The organism is Vibrio sp. 1CM24A (assembly GCF_023161725.1).
GTDB classification, from domain to species: domain Bacteria; phylum Pseudomonadota; class Gammaproteobacteria; order Enterobacterales; family Vibrionaceae; genus Vibrio; species Vibrio coralliirubri.
In genome coordinates this window covers 274,926-293,808 of the sequence record NZ_JALNTS010000004.1, presented here as the reverse complement: position 1 = coordinate 293,808, position 18,883 = coordinate 274,926, and the positions used below count along the sequence as shown (strand labels likewise).

Here is an 18,883-nt window from a genome sequence, read left to right as displayed (position 1 = left end):
TGGGTACTGCCCATAAAGTATCAAACTAATATAATAATAATTTAGATGTGAACGAGGTCGATTTGTCACATTTCCAGCAAACTATCTCCGCTTTGATTGAGCGAGTACAAAATGCCCAAGCAAGCGAAGTTCGTTGTGTTGAAGTTCTAACGCAAAAACCATCGTTTGCATTTATAGAATGGCTTCATGCTCAACCGCTCTTTCCTAAGTTCTACTGGCAGTCACGCGACACTCGTGAAGAGGTTGTTGCGCTCGGACAGTTACATACGTTTTCAGATCCTGCACCCGCGTACGCGATTCTTGGTGAAGACCAACGAATCTGGGGTGGACGCTCGTTTGACGGGCACACCGCAAAGAACCGCCGCTGCATGGAATCGTTTTTCTTCCTTCCTCAGGTTGAATTGATCCGCTTTGACAATACGTGGTCGCTGGCGGTTAACTTGTCCCCTGATCGCGTTTCTTCTATTAATGCTTTGAATAAGCTTTCTGTAGAAGCCGCGATATTGGCGCCTTTGTCTGCCCATATTGAACAGATCAATCACGTTCCAGAAAGAGAACAGTGGGGCAACCTTGTCGATAAAGTGCTGCAAGGCATTAGCGATGAAGAGTACAAAAAAGTCGTTTTAGCGCGTAAAACCACACTGCAGCTCGATGCGCCTATCTGCGCAGCTCAATTACTTAAAGCCAGCTACCTGCAAAATCATCACAGCTTTCATTTCATGTTGGTGCTGGATTCTAAACACAGCTTCATTGGCTCGACGCCTGAGCGCTTATATAGCCGACATGGTACTGAGCTTGATACCGAAGCGCTTGCTGGAACCATTGGTCGCGGAGAGAACGCTACTGAGGATATGGAACTGGCCAACTGGCTTTCTCAAGACAGCAAAAACCTCAATGAGAACCAGTATGTGGTCGACGACATCATTGAACGTCTCACTCCCCATTCTCAAACAGTCCATGTTGAAAAGGATGCGCGTTTAGTGCGCTTGCGCAAGGTGCAGCATTTGAAGCGCAATATCCATGCTCAGCTCAACAATGGCATTAATGGTGTGCAGTTGCTTGCTGCATTACAGCCAACTGCGGCGGTAGCGGGTTTGCCGCGTAAAGAGGCGATGGATTTCATTCTTGAACACGAACCGTTTGCTCGAGGCTGGTATGCAGGCTCTGTAGGCTATATCAGTCATCAGCGAGCGGAATTCTGCGTGGCGATTCGAAGCGCCTTGATTGTAAATGATCAAGTACAACTGTTTGCTGGCGCGGGGATCGTGCCGGGATCGGTTGCCGAACATGAGTGGCAAGAGCTGAACAAGAAGATGTCTACCTTGCTCAGCCTCATTTCTGATCACCCACCATTGGGTGTGGCGTCATGAGTCACGACCAAGCCGTATTAAATAGAGTTTGGTGTCACACGTTACTTGAAGAGCTTGCACGCAATGGCGTTGAACATGTTTGTGTTGCGCCGGGCTCTCGCTCAACGCCGTTAACTCTCGAAGCTGAAGCCAACTCCAAGTTAACCTTACACACGCACTTTGATGAGCGTGGTCTTGGATTCTTAGCTTTAGGTTTAGCAAAAGCAAGTGATAAGCCAGTTGCAGTGATTGTGACATCAGGAACTGCTGTGGCGAATTTGCTTCCTGCGACTGCTGAATCTGGGCTGACACGAGAGAAGCTTATCTTACTGACTTCTGATAGACCCATCGACTTGGTTGACTGTGGTGCCAATCAAGCGATTCAGCAGCATGGTATCTTTTCTTCCCATGTAGGAAGTGCTTTAAATCTACCAAGCCCAACGACACAGATTTCTTTGAATTGGCTTCTAACATCGGTTGATAGCGCGCTTGCGAAACAACGCAATGTTGGCGGCGCGATTCACATTAATTGTCCGTTCCCAGAGCCGCTCTATTCTAAGAGTAGTGCTGAGATGTATGCTGACTACACTAACAGTATCGCTGGATGGAGCTCGTCAACAAGCCCGTATTCTAATACCTGTTTACCCAATCATTTGACTGTACAGCCGATAGCGCCGGGTGATTACCTAGCGCGTAAAGGTGCGGTGATTATTGGCTCGATTGATAAAGAAGCGGCAACAAAAGCGCAGCAGTTTGCTTCGGCTTTGGGCTGGCCAATTTTCTGTGATCCTCAATCGGGCGTGAGCAGTGATTGGAAGCATTATGATCTGTGGTTACAAAGTGCCTCAGTCAAAGAGCAGCTTAATCAGTGTGATTTTATTCTTCAGTTTGGTGAGCGCATTGTTTCTAAGCGATTAAACCAATGGGTTAAGTCACAAGCGGCTTGGTTCGATTGCACGCAATATGTTGTGGTTTCACCTGATGCGCACCGTATAAATCAAGACCATCTGCCTCAAACTCATATTGTTGCCAATATTGAGTCATGGATAACCGATCAACACCTGCCAACATTGTTAGGCAAACATTCGGGTTGGGCGACGCCTTTAATCGAGGTCGCAAATACCGTTCAGCAACTCGCACTTGCACAAATATCCAATAATGACCAACTGACCGAGTTGAGTGTTGCGGTTGACTTGTCGTCTAGACTTAAAGACAGAGAGTTGTTTGTGGGAAACAGCTTGATGGTAAGGCTGGTGGATATGCTGTCGTCAATATCTGCGAATCAAGTTTATAGCAATCGTGGTGCATCGGGCATTGATGGCTTGGTGGCGACGGCTGCGGGTGTAATGAAAGCCAACCACAATCCCTTATTGATGTTGATTGGCGATACTTCTTTGCTTTACGACCTCAACTCACTGGCTCTGCTGACTCATAATTTAACGCCGATGGTTATTGTTGTGACCAACAATGATGGTGGTGCGATCTTTGATTTATTGCCGGTGCCAGAGCAGCAGAAACAGTCACTTTATCAAATGCCTCATGGTTTCAGTTTTGAACACGCTGCTGCGCAATTCCAGTTGGGATACGCTGCGCCAGAAACCTTGAATTGCTATCAAACCATTATCGAACAACATTTCGAACAGGGTCAGGGTACCTTGCTCGTGGAAGTTAAGACGCCTCCCGAACAAGCGTCTACTTTGCTGAAACAATTCAGTTCAATGCTCACCGAGGCATTAGCCTAAGGACTTTACATGCTTTACTCCGATTATTACCCAGCTGTACAAGATTCTTCTGACAAACCTTTGCTTGTTTTCTTACATGGTTTACTCGGAAGCGGGGATGATTGGAGTGCATGTCATCCATACCTCGAGGATTTTCCTCTCCTTTGCATAGATTTACCCGGACACGGACAAAGTCGCTTTATCGATCCGGTAGGGTTTGATCATTGCTGCAAGAAAATTGTCCAGTGCATCACATCTCAACTGGCTCTCAACGATCTTCCTGCCGATCACCCTATTGTAGTGATTGGGTATTCTATGGGCGGAAGGCTCGCTATGTATGGGGTAACCAGCCCTTGCTTTGAGACGCTCAATCTAGAGAAAGTCATCATTGAAGGTGGCAACTTTGGCTTGGAATGTGATGAAGAAAGAGCACAAAGGTTAGTACACGATACGCAATGGGCTGTTCGCTTTGCACAGCAGTCGATTGAAGATGTTTTAGACGATTGGTATCAACAAAGCGTCTTTTCTTCACTAAATCATGAGCAAAGACAAACTTTGGTCATAAAGCGTAGTGGTAACCTTGGAGTATCCGTAGCAAATATGTTGTTATCTACTTCGTTAGCTAAGCAACCAGATTTACGTGCCACATTGAAATCTCATGAGCATTTATTGCATTATGTATGTGGAGAAAAAGATCGTAAATTCATGGAGCTAGCTGAGAATAGTGGCTTTGAATATAGTCAGGTGGATTACGCTGGTCATAATGTTCATTTTGAGCAACCTGAGCTGTTTTCTAACCTGATAATCCAATGTATCGCCAGTCGTCGTTAATCTGACTGAGCGATTCTCTCGTATCAAGCACTATCAAAAGCAGAGCAACACCGTCACGACTACTCGTTAGTCGTGGTCTCTAATAGAACAATGGGAATCACCATGGCTAAAACAGTAGGCATCACAGAAGAAGAACTTTACGCGGCAGTTAACTGGAGCGATGAAAGCAGTCAATACGAAGATATTCAGTACCACAAATCTGACGATGGTATTGCAAAAATCACGATTGCACGTCCTCAAGTCCACAATGCGTTCCGTCCACAAACCGTAAAAGAGATGATCAACGCACTGGCTGACGCTCGTTACGACGAGAAAGTAGGCGTGATCATTTTGACGGGTCTTGGTGAGAAGGCGTTCTGTTCTGGTGGTGACCAAAGTATTCGTGGTGACTACGGCGGCTACCAAGATGATTCAGGTACACACCACCTGAACGTACTTGATTTCCAACGTCAAATTCGTACTTGTCCAAAACCAGTTATCGCAGCGGTATCAGGTTGGGCAGTAGGCGGCGGTCATGTACTTCACATGATGGCAGACCTTACGATTGCAGCTGAAAACGCGCAGTTCGGTCAGACGGGTCCTAAAGTGGGTTCATTTGATGGTGGTTGGGGTGCTTCTTACATGGCTCGTATCGTTGGTCAAAAGAAAGCGCGTGAAATCTGGTTTTTGTGCCGCTTCTACGATGCACAAGAAGCACTGGACATGGGCCTTGTAAACACCGTTGTTCCTGTCGCTGACCTAGAAAAAGAGACCGTTCGTTGGTGTCGTGAAGTGCTTCAACACAGCCCAATGGCACTGCGTTGCTTGAAAGCGGCTCTGAACGCGGACTGTGATGGTCAAGCCGGTCTACAAGAGTTGGCGGGTAACGCAACCATGATGTTCTACATGACAGAGGAAGGCCAAGAAGGCCGCAACGCATTCAACGAGAAACGTCGACCGGACTTCGACAAGTTCCCGCGTAATCCATAGTCTTTCTCTTCTTCGAAATGAGTCGCTAATAGCGGCTCGTTTTGTTTTGATGTTCCCCGTTTTTTAGGAAACTTTATGAACTCAGTCAATTCTCAGCGTCACGCTAAACTTTACCGTTATCAATTACCTATGGATAGTGGCGTGGTTCTTCGTGACAATAAGTTGAACGAACGCGTTGGCTATATCATCCAACTTGAGTGTGATGGTAAAACTGGTTTTGGCGAAGTTGCGCCTTTGCCCGGTTTTAGCCAAGAAGATGCCGAACAAGCTGGCATTCAGCTTCAACACGAATTAGAGCTTTGGAGCCACAATAAGCCTCAAACGCCTTTCGACGAGCTATATCCTTCTGTCGCGTTTGGTTTTTCGATGGCGATGATGGAATTGCGAGGCGATCTGAACGCTCAAGGTAACTACCAAGCGGCGCCTTTGTGTACAGGCGATCCAGATGAACTGATCCCTGTATTGAATGAGATGAAAGGCGAGAAGGTCGCCAAAGTGAAAGTCGGTCTCTACGAAGCGATTCGTGATGGTATGCTGGTCAGCTTATTCCTTGAGTCGATCCCTGATTTGACCCTAAGACTTGACGCCAACCGCGCGTGGAAACCAGAGAAAGCGAAGCAGTTCATTAAATACATTTCGCCGTCACTGCGTCAGCGCATTAGCTTTATTGAAGAGCCTTGTCAGAAACCAGAAGACAGCTTGGCCTTTGCCATCGACCACGGTGTTGCGATTGCATGGGACGAAACATTGCAAGAAGCGGTGCGAAGCCCAGAATTTGATCTTAGCGACTTAACGGGTGTTAAAGCGGTCGTGCTCAAGCCAACTCTTATTGGTTCTGTAGAGCGTTGTGTGGCAATCATTGAGCGTGCGGAGCAGCTTGGTATTAAACCTGTACTAAGCTCAAGCATAGAGTCTAGCCTTGGCTTAACTCAGATTGCTCGATTGGCACAACAGTACTTGCCTAATGAAGTTCCAGGGCTTGATACGATTGGCTTGTATCAGCAACAGTTAGAAGTCTCTTGGCCGGGTTGTCAGCTTCCAGTTTCAACGCTTGAACAACAGCAATTGATTTGGTCTTCTTAGACTGATCGTTCGATTGGCTTAGACCGTTCTCAATCTATAACTTGGTTATCTTATGATGCGCCCACAATCTAATCCTCACCCGCTCTGGGTACAGTGGGCGCAGCAGAACCCACATCAAGCAGCGTTAGTGATTCCTAACCGCGCTTACACTTGGCAGCAAGTGTCTGTGCTGGTGAGTGAGTACCAACAACAGCTATCTCATCAAGGCCTATCTAAAGGCGATGTCCTTACGATTGTCGGTAAGAACCAAGCTGAAGTGATTCCTGCTTATTTTGCCGCACTCAATTTGGGTGTTATTTGCGCTTTCACCATGCCTCAGCCTAGCTTACGCCTGAAGCAAAAGCTCGATTCCTTATATCAAGCAGGTCAACAAAGCTACCTTTGGCTTTTGGACAGTAGCGGGATAGAGCAATCAGAGACTGTCGATTTGAATACTCAGTTGGTGACCTTGTCTTGCTTAGATGAAGTGAAGGTCGATGGTGATGATAATAGGATAACGACATCTCAAGACTCCAACTTCAATCCGCAAAATCTAGCAAGCATCATATTTACTTCTGGCTCTACTGGAAACCCGAAAGCGGTGGCTCACACGTTGCAGCAACACTTATGTTCAGCTCAGGGTTTATTAGACGTTTTCAACTTTGAACAAGCTGACACTTGGTTGCTTAGCTTACCGATGTACCATGTGTCGGGATTGGCGATTATCCATCGTTGGTTGGCGGCTGGTGGCTCCATCAAAATAGGGTCAGGCCAACTTGAAACTGACATTGAAGGTTGCAGCCATGCCTCTTTAGTGGCTACTCAACTACATAGGTTATTGCAGAGTAAGCAAGCACTTACTTTAACTCATGTGCTTTTAGGCGGTAGCCATATCCCAGAAGCGCTAGGGCTTGAAGCTCAACAAATGGGCATTGAAACTTGGCTTGGATACGGTATGACAGAAGCGGCTTCAACAGTGACCGCGAAGCCCGTTGATGCCAGCAGCACCGCTGGTTTTGTCCTTAACCATCGCCAGCTAAAAATTGAAGAACAACGTATCTTTATTGGCGGCGAGACGCTCGCTTCTGGGTATTACTATCAAGGTAAATTAACGCCATTAGTTGATAAGAGCGGTTGGTTTGATAGCAAAGATCTTGGTGAGTGGGTTGGCGAACAAGTGTCGATTATTGGCCGTGCCGACAATCAGTTTATTTCTGGTGGTGAGAACATTCATTGCGAAGAAATTGAGCGAGTACTCAATCAATTGTCTGAGGTTAATCAGGCTTTTATTGTTCCCATTGAAGATGATGAGTTCGGATTCCGACCTGCAGCGATTGTCGATTGTGCTGAGTTGCCAACCAAAGAATGGTTTATTGAGCAGTTAACTGGTCGTCTTGAACGGTTCAAATTTCCTGTTGAGTATTACCGAATGCCTCAGCAGGAACAACAGGGTATTAAGGTTTCGCGCGCTGGATTGGCGCAGTGGTTACAGCAGACTCGTTCTAAATAGAGCGAAGAGTAATAAAATGAAGCGCAATACACGGTGACTAGTCGTAATTGCGCTTCAGGGGGTTGTGACGGTGGTGAAGCCGTCACAAATTCTTAGTATCTTATCGTGTCATTCAAGATTTGGCGTTAAGCGAGTGCCTTCTTCATTTGCTCAGCGACTTTATCTACCTTACCTAGGCCAATGATAACTTGTAGGCCACCTTTACCAACCGGTACCACACCTGCCGCACCGAGTTTCTTCAGTTTATCGCTGTCTGCTGCACCTGAGTCTTTCACAGTTAAGCGTAGACGAGTAATACAGTTATCGACTTCTAGAATGTTGTCTGCACCGCCAACCGCTTCAATGTAGCTATTGGTTAGGTTAGCCAATGCTTCTGGCGTTTCAGTTTCTTTCTCTGCTTCCATCTCTTCACCACGACCTGGAGTACGTAGGTTGAACTTGATGATAGCGAAGCGGAAAATACCGTAGTAAAGCGCGAAGAACACCACACCTTGAACCAGTAGCATGTACCAGTTAACCGCTAGTGGGTTTTGGCTTGATAGTACTAGGTCAACGAAACCAGCAGAGAAGCCGAAGCCTGCCATCCATTCCATACTTGCTGCAATGTAAAGCGATAGGCCTGTTAATACTGCGTGCAGTAGGAACAACACGGGTGCTAGGAACATGAAGCTGAACTCTAGCGGCTCTGTAATACCTGTGAAGAATGAAGCCATAGCTGCCGCAAGCATGATTGCGAATACTTGGTTTTTGTTTTTCGCATCAGAACAGTGGTACATCGCCAGTGCTGCTGCTGGTAGGCCAAACATCATGATAGGGAAGAAGCCCGCTTGGTACATGCCTGTTTTACCCGGAATACCCGTACCGTTAGCGATAGATTGCGCGCCGCCTAGGAAGTTTGGAATGTCGTTAATACCAACAACGTCGAACCAGAACACAGGGTAAAGAGCGTGGTGCATACCAACTGATAGGAACAAACGGTTGAAGAAACCAAACAGACCGGCACCCACTGCGCCCATGCTTTCTAGTTTAATACCCAGAACGATCAGAGCGTCGTAAACAGCTGGCCAGATGTAAAGTAGAGCAAAAGAGAGAGCCATACCTGCGATTGAGGTCAGGATAGGAACCAAACGCTTACCGCTGAAGAATGCTAAAGCTTGAGGAAGTTCAACGGTTGAGTAGCGGTTGTAGATCTCAGCAGAGATGATACCCACAATGATACCTACGAATTGGTTGCTGATTTTGCCAAATGCCGCTGGCACTTCACTGAGTTCAACATCCATTAATTGAGCAACAGAGCCCGGAGCAAGTAGCGTGGTGACAACGAGGAACATCACAAAACCAGACAGTGCCGCAGAACCATTCTTATCACGGCTCAAACCAAATGCGACACCCACCGCGAACAGAACCGCCATGTTGTCGATGATCGCGCCACCAGATTTGATCAAGAATGCGGCTAAGATACTTTCTGAACCCCAACCAACAGGATCCAACCAATAGCCGATCCCCATAAGGATTGCTGCAGCTGGCAGTGTGGCTACGGGAACCATCAATGCCTTACCTACTTTTTGCATATACCCGAGTATATTCATATGTGCCCCTAAGTTTGTAATTAATTTTTTTAATGTTTCTGCTCGTCAATGCATGGAGTCAAAGATTGATCGAGGCAGGATTTTAAGTAACTGCGGCTATTAAAAACTTATTTCTTAATGCAAACAAACGAAACGGGTAGTAGTATGAATTAAAATTTTTAATGCATGAGTTCGTATGGCTAACCATCAATCTTTACTTAGAAATCTTCATACTTTTAATGTTGCTGCCGAGAAAATGAGCTTTACGCTAGCGGCGAAAAAGTTGCATTTGACTCAGGGAGCCGTTAGCCATCGAATCAAAGTGTTAGAAGGTGAACTCGGGTTTAACTTGTTTGTGCGAGGGACTCGTAAACTGGAACTAACGGAAGAAGGCCAGCGCTTTCAACGAACGTTATCCAAGTCGTTAAGCTCTATTTTTGGTGAGATCGAAGACATTACCAACACAGACTTGTATGGACAGATCAATATCGGTACCAGTCCTGCATTTGCCAACAGTTGGTTACTACCAAGACTGGCTGATTTTAAAAAGCGATACCCTAAGTTTAATCTCAATATTTTCTCGCAAGAAGAGCAGGATTTTCATCAAAATCATCTCGATGTCGCCATTTACTATGGTGCTGAAGATCTCAAAGACATGCATCGACAGCGCCTGTTTGGTGAAAAGTATATTCCGGTGTGTACACCGAGTTACGCGGCTGAGCACGACATCTTTGATGATGGCTTAGAATCGCTGCACCGGATTAATTTCATTCATGCACTAGGATCAGATGTATGGCAGCGTTGGATTAAACACCACGGCTTGGATGTGAACTTGTTTGAGCAATTTTACTGCGTGAGCCACCGGGATATGGGCGTAAGAAGTGCCCTCAGCAATATCGGTGTCGCGATGGGACGCTATCATTTTGTTAAGCAGTATGTTCAGACTGGTGAGCTCATAACACCTTATCCGAGCATGGATACAGACCAAGGGTATGACTTAATCTGCCCGCTAGGCACGGAAAAACGTCCTAAGGTAAGAACCTTTATTAAGTGGTTAGAAGGGCAGTTACGCTAGGTTAGTTAATTTAGCAATTAGATAGTTCAAAACAGAATTTATTATCTTTATAACCATCCATCATAATAAGCCATATAAATAACGGATTATAGAATAAGGTCTTATTATGAAAATTGCCCTCGTCATTGCGGTTTTACTGCAGATAGGCCAAGCGGTCATCTCGTCAGGGTTGACTCGTTCGTTGGCTGAGCTCACCGCATTTGTGTTGGTTGTGGTACTTGTTTTAATGAAAAGAGAGAGTAAGAAGAGTGATAAGCCCCTGTTTGATTCGTGATTGTTGCAACAAAGAATACCCTTACCACAAACGATAAAGGCAAAGCCCATTGGAGCTTTGCCTTTTTGTTTTGTTGCTCGCTAACCCGAGTGTCTAGGTAACCGAACAACCATCTAAAGCATTTCTATGCAGGCTAGGCGAGAGTTAACCACGCTAATGAACCCGTTGAGATCATGACCCACATCGTAATACCAAACATCAGTGGTTTCGGCCCTGCCGCTTTTAACTTCTCAACTGAAATACCACAGCCAATTAAGAACAGACACACTACCAGTGCTCGCTTAGACACATCAAAGATTCCTTGATAGACCATCTCAAATTGTGGCAGTAAGTCACTCACCGCGATAGCGGCGCAATAGAAGAAAATGAAGTAGGGAACCGTAATTTTCTTTTGATCGTTCTTGAAGATCATCGCACTGATTAAAGCGATTGGGATGATCCAAAGTGCACGAGCGAGCTTCAATGTTGTCGCTGTCGTCAGTGCTTCTTCGCCATACGCTGAAGCTGCACCTACTACAGAAGACGTATCGTGAATCGCGATGGCTGCCCAAGTACCAAATGTTTGTTGGCTGAGTTCAAGCGCGTGACCAATCATCGGGAATAAGAATAGAGCAACCGAGTTCAACACGAATACAGTGGCTAACGCCAAGCCAATCTGTTCATCGTCTGCTTTGATCGCAGGTGCCACTGCTGCTATCGCGCTACCACCACAAATCGCAGTACCAGAAGAGATAAGGTAGCCTGTAGTGAGGTCTAGCCCCATTCGTTTGGCCAAGAACCAACCAATGACTAATGTACCGATAATCGTCGTTACAATGAGCCCAATACCATCGCCTGTTACTGCTAATGCTTTTTCAAACTGAATACCAAAACCCAAGCCAACAATAGAGTAGGCCAGTAGCTTTTTGGTAAGTTTGCCGACTTCCAAGTGTTCAGGGACTAAACCTAAACTCGCAAGCAGGAAACCGATAACCAGGGCTGTCGGTGAGCTAACCCAAGGCGTTAAGCAAAACAGTGCAGCAAGATAAAATGGAACGGACTTTTTTAGGTTCATTGTATTTAGAGTCTTGTTTTGTTGTGGCGTTATTGTGATGAGACCACTATACGTTCAATAAAATGATAAGTAAGTCTAAATGAATTGAACAAACGTTAAGGAAAACTTAACGCTTGTTCAGCTGATATGAATAAAGGGTTGGTTAACTAGCGTAGTGATCCACGAAGGTCAGAGACTGACTGTCGAAGCGTTTCACAAGAGGCCTCTTTAGGTGAAATCGGTTCACCCGCTTCTATCTCTAGCTTAGTCCAGAAGCGAGTCGGTAACCCTTTGCAGGCACGGCCTTTGTAACGACTAAAGTAGCTACCCCATAATCCTTTAAGAGCCATAGGAATCACTGGGACAGGGGAACGTTTGATGATCAGCTCCATACCACGCATGAACTCAGCCACTTCGCCATCAGAGGTGAGCTTTCCTTCTGGGAAAATACACACGATGTGGCCTTCATGCAGGGCACGCTCTACTTCTTTGAAAGCATTTCGAATCGAGTTGCGGTTGGTCGCGGAGATTGGAATAACCCCAGCTCTTTTCAAGAAACGTCGAATGGGCGGTAACTTGGTGTAATCCTCTTCCATCACAAAACGGATCAAGCGAGGGCAAACCGCACTCAGTAACAGTGCATCCATATAACTCACATGGTTGCAGACAATCAACGCGCCGCCTTTTTCAGGCAGGTGATGTAAGTTCTTATGTTTAACTCGGTACATGGTGTGAGTGACCACCCACGTAAAGAAGCGGAAAGCGTAGATAGGCACCTGATAAAACAGGTACAGCATCACCAAAGTGTTGCCCACCGCGAGCAAGATAAACAGCTGTGGAATCGAAAGCTCTAGAATACTAAGGCAAACAATACCTAAAACCGCACTTCCCACCATGAACAGTGAGTTATAAATATTGAGTCCGGCAATCACTTGGGCACGTTCATCTGGCTTGGCGCGTAACTGCATCAGTGAATACAGAGGAACGATAAAGATACCGCCAGAGATACCCAATAGAAGAAGGTAAGCAAATAGCGGCCACAATTCTGAATAGGTTACGAATTGATGGAAAGAACTAAAGTCAGGCAAAGACTCCGGAATGGATATCGCCATCAAAAGGCCGAAGATCGAGATACCTAAGCTGCCCATTGGCACGATGCCGATTTCAATTCGGTGATTAGATAACTTATCGCAAGCTAAAGAGCCGATTGCAATGCCTACCGAGAATAGTGCCAGTAAAAAGGCGACCGAGCTTTCAGTGCCGTTTAGATGCAGTTTAGTGAAGTTGGGAAACTGAGTTAGGTAAGCCGCACCAAGGAACCAGAACCAGCTGATAGACATCAGAGCTTGAAAGGTCGGGCGATCTTTTTTGGCAATCGCCAGTGTCGCGCGGGTCAGTTTTACAGGTTGCCACTTTACCTTAAGATCTGGAGCATTACTTGGCGCTTGTGGGATAAAGCAGCTTGATACGTAGCCAAGCACGGCGAACGAAACAATACACACCGCAGCGATGAGCTTCGCGCCTTCTTCAGATGCAATGATGCCTGCGCCTAGAGTACCAATCAGGATCGCTAAGAATGTACCTGTCTCAACAAGAGCATTACCAGATACAAGTTCTTTTGTTTCTAACTGTTGTGGAAGCAGGGCGTATTTCACCGGGCCAAAGAAAGCACTCTGCGTTCCCATAAGGAACAGGAGCAGAAGTAATATTCCGTAACTTTCGTAGATAAAACCGACCGCACCCAGTGACATGATCACTACTTCGAGGAGCTTAACTTTACGGATAAACCACGATTTTTCGTATTTGTCGGCCAGTACACCGGCCAAAGCTGAAAATAAGAAGAAGGGCAGAATAAAAAGGCCAGCGGCCAAATTAATGAATAGATTGCTGGAAATAGGCAGCGTGTCTACGCTTGCGAAAGCAACAAACAGTAACAGGACATTTTTGAATATGTTGTCGTTAAAGGCTCCTAGAAATTGGGTAATAAAGTAGGGTAGGAACCTTTTTTGCGTTAACAGCGAAGATTGGCTGCTGTTGTTCATTGTCTTTCCTTGGATGATTACCAGTTGGTTAAGTAGTTTGAGACTAGGTTATTGATCAGCTCTTTACCATCAATAGGCTCAGAGGCGAAAAATTTATCATCAACGCTAAGTAGAGTAATTCCGTGTACTCCAGACCATAATACACGGCTGGCTTTGACTACTTCGCTTTTCGTATGTTCAGGAGCAATCGCTACCAGCAACTGCTCTAGCATGCCTGTCATTCTATCGATGCGGTTCGATTGCCATTCAGGAAGGTTTTCACCGTTCATGTTGTGCTCGAAGATAAGCTGCCAACGGTGGGGGTGTCTCTGTGCAAAATCGTGGTAGCAGTAGGCAAGGTTGAATAGAGCTTGTTGAGGGTTGCTCGATTGTTCAACAGCCACAGCAGATTCTGACGCCAGTTCATCTAATGTTTGAGCGACCACATGCAAAAGCAGTAGGTTGTAGTTACCAAATACATTTACTAAGGTACTTGGAACGTAACCAATCATATTGGCGATTTTACGTAGACTTAGCTCGTGATAAGAGTGCTCTTCTAAGAAGTCGGTTACCGTTTTTAAGGTTAATTGCACTAATTGTTCGCGAGTATGATCGTTTCGTCTTGCCATGGGTACTTTCTATTAAATGAACATCGTTCAATATTTTAATGCTGCCCCTGAGTGCCGTCAATCCCTTCGCTAGTTTAGTAATCAATTAATAGCCGCAATATTATGATACATGTGTAAACACGGTGAATATTTCATTGTTCTTTGTTAACGAGTATGATTAAGGTGTCGAAAGATAAAAAACCTATAAAGGATAATAATGAAACGATTTTTCTCACTAGTCGCGATCCTGTTGGTAACAGTCGCGGTGACGCCAATCGCGGAAGCGAAAAAGTTTGGTGGTGGTAAGTCATTTGGCAAAAGCTTTAAAACGGCTCCAGCACCAAAACAACAAAACACGAATTCGATCCGTCAAGATCAAACAGGTAAGAACACAGCAGCTAACTCTAGCAAGAAAGGCCTTATGGGCGGTCTGCTAGGTGGTTTACTTGCTGGTGGTCTTTTAGCTGCATTCTTTGGTGGCGCATTTGAAGGTATCCAGTTCATGGATATTCTGATTATGGGTCTGATTGCTTTCCTAGCGTTTAAATTCCTACGCGGAATGTTGGGCGCGAAGCAGGGCTCAATGAACCAGCAGAATGCACGTGGCCAACAGCCAGCATTCGGCGGCATGGGTCAGAACAAGTTTGAACAACCTAAGCAACAACCAAATGTTCATAACTTCGAGCAAGCACAACCTCAATCACAAGGCACTGCTGGTGGTTTCGGTTTTGGTGCACAAAGCGATGTTCCACATAACTACCCACCGGGCTTTGATCAAGCGGCATTCATCAATGGTTCTCGTGAGCACTACCGTACACTGCAAGGTGCATGGAATCACAACGAACTAAACACAATTGAAGAATACGTATCTCCAAGCCTATTTGAAGACCTAAAAGCTGAGCGTAATAAGCTAGACGGTGATCAGCACACTGACGTAATGTACGTTGATGCTGAAATCGTTCGCGCAGACCACGATGGTAACAAAGCACAGCTAAGCCTTCAGTTTAGCGGTCGTTACCGTGACACAGCGGATGGCGTTGAAGAAGATATCACTGATATCTGGCACCTAGAGCGTGACCTAACAACTAACAATGCACCTTGGTTAATTGTTGGTATTCAAGGTTAATTCCAGGATTTAACTCAACATCAATAGGATGTAGTTATTCGGAATAACACCAAATAATAGAAAGCCCCTGCTGAGAAATCAGCAGGGGCTTTTTTGTGGGCTGAGGATAGCAAGCCAGTCATACCTAGGTTCTTAGAACCGTTGCTTCTCTGTTTTGATAGAGAGATTCAAATTTGAGAGGCAGTACTTTGAAAGCGGACATTTGTCCTCAATGCTTTGTGCCATTGCTCCTTATGATTGCGCCAATAAAACAAATAAGGAAACATTATGACTGCACATATTGCTGGCACTGCTGAGGATTTCGCATCTACGGTAATTATGCCGGGTGACCCACTACGAGCGAAATACATAGCTGAAACCTACTTAGAAGACGCAAAACTCGTAACTGATATTCGCAACATGTTTGGATACACTGGCTATTACAAAGGGCAGCGCATCTCAGTTATGGGGCATGGCATGGGTGTACCATCAATGGTTCTCTATGGCCACGAACTGATTAATGATTTCGGTGTTAAGCGCATTATTCGTATCGGCAGTGTTGGTGCAACGCAGAAAAATGTCTTGATGCGTGATGTGATTTTGGCACAAGCCGCCGGTACAGACTCTCCAACTAATGCCAAGCGCAGTAGTGGTTATCAAATGGCGACATCGGCAACGTTTGAGCTTTTACATAATGCTTACCTTTCAGCAAAAGAGAAGAATATAGACGTAAAAGTTGGCAACGTGTTTACTGGCGACCTTTATTACGATCCTGATGAAGATCTTATCCCTGCCTTGGAGCGTTTTGGGGTGCTTGGTATCGATATGGAAGTTGCAGGCTTATACGGGCTAGCACAACAATTTGGTATTGAGTCATTAGCGATCCTGACGGTGTCTGATCATTGTATCACGGGTGAGGAGACCACAGCAGAAGAGCGTCAGCTTTCATTCAACAACATGATTGAAATTGCTCTAGAAACGGCAATCAAAGCTTAAGCCTGTGTGGAGGGCTTAAAGTTAAGCTCTCCCAAATTAAAACATCTAACCTACGAGCCCTTGGAGTGAACAATGAAAAATAAAATGACACTCACTGCTATCAGTTTCCTCGCTAATTTCGTTATGGCGGGCTTTGCGACACAATTTGGTATGTTGGTCGAACCAATAGCCAATGCATTTAACGCGAATATAAATGAAGTAGCATCAATATTTTCTTTATTAAATGGTGGAGCACTAGCCGGCACTATTGCAGCTTTCTTCTTAATTGAAAAAGTCGGTATTAAACGCATGACGGTGTTGTGCTATGGCATTATCGCACTGTCCTCATTAGGCCTTTACATTGCACCTTCGTTATCGATCGTGATGTTATGTATGGCTATCATTGGTTTTTGTGGCGGTGTTGGTCTGTGTATCGCTGGTACTATTGTCGTTTCATTATGGAAAGACAAAATTCAGAGCACAATGTTAGTGGTACAAGACGCAACATTTAACATTGCAGGTGTTGTGTTCCCAATGATCACCACTTACGCACTTACTAATGCAATGAATTGGAGCATCAGTTACTTGAGTGTTGGCGTGGTTGCATTGGCAACAATGTTTATCGCTTTGCTGACTAACTTCAATCAATGTGGTGATGAAAGCGCAACACAAACTGAATCAAAGTCTGAATGGAACTTCGGCATTATTAGTGGTGGTATCGGATTATTCTTAGGAATGCTTGCCCTTTATACTTTCTTAACTTGGGCTCCAATGTTTGTGAAAGAGAAGTTCGATATTCCATTTGAACAAGCGGGTAACATTATTACTCAGTATTGGTCAGCAGCGTTGGTTGGTGCTTTAGTTTCGACTGTCATTGTGTCGCGTATGAAGATTCAGTATTTCTTATTGACGATCATTACACTTGCAATGGTGATAACGAGCGTCATCGTTACTACAAACCAACTAGAATGGCTCTCTTACCTGACTTATGGTTACGGATTCGCTTGTGCCGCACTTTATAATGCTTTCATTGCTTATGGTGTGTCATTTGTTCGCAATGCATCAAGTAAGAATGTTTCTTATATATTGGTTAGCGGCAGTGCTGGTGCAATGTTTAGTCCTGCGATTAGCTCTATGATGGAAAGTATTGTTGGCTTACAAACGGTTATGTATGCCATCCCTGCAATATATGCTGTTGTGTTGGTGATGCTTATTGCATCTACAAAGTACAAAGCAAGCCAATCCAATCAAACTCAAACTGCATAAATAGTTATCGGTTTAAGCGACACTGAAAAGGTCTGCATTTGTGCAGACCTTTATTGCTCTGCAAACTTTCTAAGCCCTTCTAGATCAAGAATCCTTAGCCCTTTTTTTTCTTTAGCAATAAAACCTTTGCTCTCAAGCTCTTTCACTGCGCGGCGGTAGACTCTATCAGTTGTAGCAAAACGTTCTGCTTCGAGGTAATTTTTTTGAAAGCCGTCGACGGGTAAGTCATTCAAATATTGATGATAAATGTCGTAGGCAACATTGTAAGTGATCGGATACAGAAGGCGCCTTGTTAGGATCTCGAGGGTGTCTTGATAGTCAATCGCGATAGCACTGGCGAAGTAAAGAGAAAGCCTAGGTTGCTCTAACAAATACTTCTTTAGTTTTTGTGCATCAATGATAGATACACTAACAGGCTCAATTGGCATAATATCCATTTGGCAGCGGTATCCGGTGAAGAATTCCATCTCTCCGAAAACTTGTTGCTCACATTCGAGAGTACCTAGCAAAAATGTTTTACCGTTTCGAGCCGTCATCCCCATGGAAACTCTTCCTGAATCAACAAGGTATAGGTTCTCTACATGCTCTCCTTGAGTTAATAACTTCTCATTTTCCTCAAATATTCTGCTCGTACAAATACAATCACGAATGGTTTGTTCGATTAGTTGCTTGTCTTCGGTCCACTCAGTTTCGAAGCGACCTTTTCCTAGGGTTTGTAGCTGCATATTTGATTTTAATTCAGTTGTTGAGAGAAGTTTCTCAACTTGGATGATAGGTTATCAAGATCGTTGAACGAGAAAGGTAACGGGTACAGTGAAATATTATACACAGAAACGAAAAAAGCCAACTCAATGAGTTGGCTTTTCGATTTTCCAATTAAGGAGAATATGGTGGAGGGAGACGGATTCGAACCATCGAAGGCAGTGCCGGCAGATTTACAGTCTGCTCCCTTTGGCCACTCGGGAACCCCTCCAGGGTGTGTCTTACTCTTCACAAAGTAAGCCTAAATTGATGTTTTCCCATAAGCCCATCAATCAGGTTGTTCTCTTAACTCTTAAAAGAGGTAAGAAGAATATGGTGGAGGGAGACGGATTCGAACCATCGAAGGCAGTGCCGGCAGATTTACAGTCTGCTCCCTTTGGCCACTCGGGAACCCCTCCAGGGTGTGTCTTACTCTTCACAAAGTAAGCCTAAATTGATGTTTTCCCATAAGCCCATCAACTAGGTTGTTCTCTTAACTCTTAAAAGAGGTAAGAAGAATATGGTGGAGGGAGACGGATTCGAACCATCGAAGGCAGTGCCGGCAGATTTACAGTCTGCTCCCTTTGGCCACTCGGGAACCCCTCCAGGGTGTGTCTTACTCTTCACAAAGTAAGCCTAAATTGATGTTTTCCCATAAGCCCATCAACTAGGTTGTTCTCTTAACTCTTAAAAGAGGCAAGAAGAATATGGTGGAGGGAGACGGATTCGAACCATCGAAGGCAGTGCCGGCAGATTTACAGTCTGCTCCCTTTGG

General features: G+C 45.1%; 16 protein-coding genes and 3 tRNA genes. 11 read left to right on the top strand and 8 right to left on the bottom strand.

The genetic code is table 11. The features are described 5' to 3' along the window. Positions 1–62 precede the first annotated feature (62 nt). The 6 genes from MSG38_RS11260 (at position 63) to menE (ending at position 7,442) form a co-directional block, all read left to right on the top strand. A complete protein-coding gene (locus MSG38_RS11260; RefSeq protein WP_061039306.1) occupies positions 63–1,370 on the top strand; it encodes an isochorismate synthase MenF in 1,308 nt (435 codons plus the stop codon). Continuing rightward, positions 1,367–3,091 carry a 2-succinyl-5-enolpyruvyl-6-hydroxy-3-cyclohexene-1-carboxylic-acid synthase gene (gene menD, locus MSG38_RS11255; protein ID WP_248401879.1) on the top strand — a complete coding sequence of 575 codons (1,725 nt, stop codon included), beginning with the start codon at positions 1,367–1,369 and terminating at the stop codon, positions 3,089–3,091. The genes MSG38_RS11260 and menD overlap by 4 nt, the downstream gene beginning before the upstream one ends. Positions 3,092–3,100: 9 nt before the next feature. Further along, positions 3,101–3,901 carry a 2-succinyl-6-hydroxy-2,4-cyclohexadiene-1-carboxylate synthase gene (menH, locus tag MSG38_RS11250; protein ID WP_248401878.1) on the top strand — a complete coding sequence of 267 codons (801 nt, stop codon included), beginning with the start codon at positions 3,101–3,103 and terminating at the stop codon, positions 3,899–3,901. 102 nt (positions 3,902–4,003) lie between these two features. After that, entirely contained in the window at positions 4,004–4,870 is an 867-nt protein-coding gene (gene menB / locus MSG38_RS11245) for a 1,4-dihydroxy-2-naphthoyl-CoA synthase (RefSeq protein ID WP_017060170.1), read from the top strand. A gap of 75 nt (positions 4,871–4,945) precedes the next feature. Then, positions 4,946–5,953, top strand: coding sequence for an o-succinylbenzoate synthase (menC, locus tag MSG38_RS11240; protein WP_248401877.1), 1,008 nt, complete (start codon positions 4,946–4,948; stop codon positions 5,951–5,953). A gap of 52 nt (positions 5,954–6,005) precedes the next feature. Continuing rightward, positions 6,006–7,442 (top strand): o-succinylbenzoate--CoA ligase, encoded by a 1,437-nt coding sequence (menE, locus tag MSG38_RS11235; protein WP_248401876.1) that lies wholly within the window; start codon positions 6,006–6,008, stop codon positions 7,440–7,442. 125 nt (positions 7,443–7,567) lie between these two features. On the opposite strand, the gene nagE is transcribed toward menE, so the two are convergent. Beyond that, positions 7,568–9,013 carry an N-acetylglucosamine-specific PTS transporter subunit IIBC gene (nagE, locus tag MSG38_RS11230; protein WP_170930211.1) on the bottom strand — a complete coding sequence of 482 codons (1,446 nt, stop codon included), beginning with the start codon at positions 9,011–9,013 and terminating at the stop codon, positions 7,568–7,570. A gap of 193 nt (positions 9,014–9,206) precedes the next feature. On the opposite strand from nagE, the gene MSG38_RS11225 reads away from it, so the two are divergent. Together MSG38_RS11225 and MSG38_RS11220 are read left to right on the top strand one after the other, a co-directional pair. Next, positions 9,207–10,085: a LysR substrate-binding domain-containing protein gene (locus MSG38_RS11225; RefSeq protein WP_048613079.1), complete on the top strand. Its 879-nt coding sequence runs from the start codon at positions 9,207–9,209 to the stop codon at positions 10,083–10,085. A gap of 106 nt (positions 10,086–10,191) precedes the next feature. Further along, the gene (locus tag MSG38_RS11220; protein ID WP_248401875.1) at positions 10,192–10,359 is read left to right on the top strand and encodes a hypothetical protein; all 168 of its coding nucleotides are present in this window, start codon (positions 10,192–10,194) and stop codon (positions 10,357–10,359) included. 133 nt (positions 10,360–10,492) lie between these two features. Here the strand turns inward: MSG38_RS11220 and MSG38_RS11215 are convergent, their stop codons facing one another. The 3 genes from MSG38_RS11215 to MSG38_RS11205 form a co-directional block, all read right to left on the bottom strand. Continuing rightward, positions 10,493–11,413, bottom strand: coding sequence for a putative sulfate exporter family transporter (locus tag MSG38_RS11215; RefSeq protein WP_248401874.1), 921 nt, complete (start codon positions 11,411–11,413; stop codon positions 10,493–10,495). A gap of 146 nt (positions 11,414–11,559) precedes the next feature. Then, positions 11,560–13,434: an MFS transporter gene (locus MSG38_RS11210; RefSeq protein ID WP_248401873.1), complete on the bottom strand. Its 1,875-nt coding sequence runs from the start codon at positions 13,432–13,434 to the stop codon at positions 11,560–11,562. 17 nt (positions 13,435–13,451) lie between these two features. Continuing rightward, the gene (locus tag MSG38_RS11205) at positions 13,452–14,042 is read right to left on the bottom strand and encodes a TetR-like C-terminal domain-containing protein (protein ID WP_248401872.1); all 591 of its coding nucleotides are present in this window, start codon (positions 14,040–14,042) and stop codon (positions 13,452–13,454) included. A 196-nt stretch (positions 14,043–14,238) separates the two neighbouring features. On the opposite strand from MSG38_RS11205, the gene MSG38_RS11200 reads away from it, so the two are divergent. The 3 genes from MSG38_RS11200 to tsgA all read left to right on the top strand — a co-directional run bounded on the left by MSG38_RS11200 (position 14,239) and on the right by tsgA (position 17,367). Continuing rightward, the gene (locus MSG38_RS11200) at positions 14,239–15,147 is read left to right on the top strand and encodes a TIM44-like domain-containing protein (protein WP_248401871.1); all 909 of its coding nucleotides are present in this window, start codon (positions 14,239–14,241) and stop codon (positions 15,145–15,147) included. A gap of 267 nt (positions 15,148–15,414) precedes the next feature. Further along, positions 15,415–16,122 carry a purine-nucleoside phosphorylase gene (deoD, locus tag MSG38_RS11195; RefSeq protein ID WP_081230547.1) on the top strand — a complete coding sequence of 236 codons (708 nt, stop codon included), beginning with the start codon at positions 15,415–15,417 and terminating at the stop codon, positions 16,120–16,122. A 72-nt stretch (positions 16,123–16,194) separates the two neighbouring features. Continuing rightward, a complete protein-coding gene (gene tsgA / locus MSG38_RS11190) occupies positions 16,195–17,367 on the top strand; it encodes an MFS transporter TsgA (protein ID WP_081230546.1) in 1,173 nt (390 codons plus the stop codon). 50 nt (positions 17,368–17,417) lie between these two features. Here the strand turns inward: tsgA and MSG38_RS11185 are convergent, their stop codons facing one another. The 4 genes from MSG38_RS11185 to MSG38_RS11170 form a co-directional block, all read right to left on the bottom strand. Further along, positions 17,418–18,092 (bottom strand): Crp/Fnr family transcriptional regulator, encoded by a 675-nt coding sequence (locus MSG38_RS11185; RefSeq protein ID WP_248401870.1) that lies wholly within the window; start codon positions 18,090–18,092, stop codon positions 17,418–17,420. A gap of 163 nt (positions 18,093–18,255) precedes the next feature. Beyond that, positions 18,256–18,340, bottom strand: a tRNA-Tyr gene (locus MSG38_RS11180). A gap of 102 nt (positions 18,341–18,442) precedes the next feature. Beyond that, positions 18,443–18,527, bottom strand: a tRNA-Tyr gene (locus tag MSG38_RS11175). 102 nt (positions 18,528–18,629) lie between these two features. Beyond that, a tRNA-Tyr gene (locus MSG38_RS11170) sits at positions 18,630–18,714 on the bottom strand. Between the last annotated feature and the right edge of the window lie 169 nt (positions 18,715–18,883).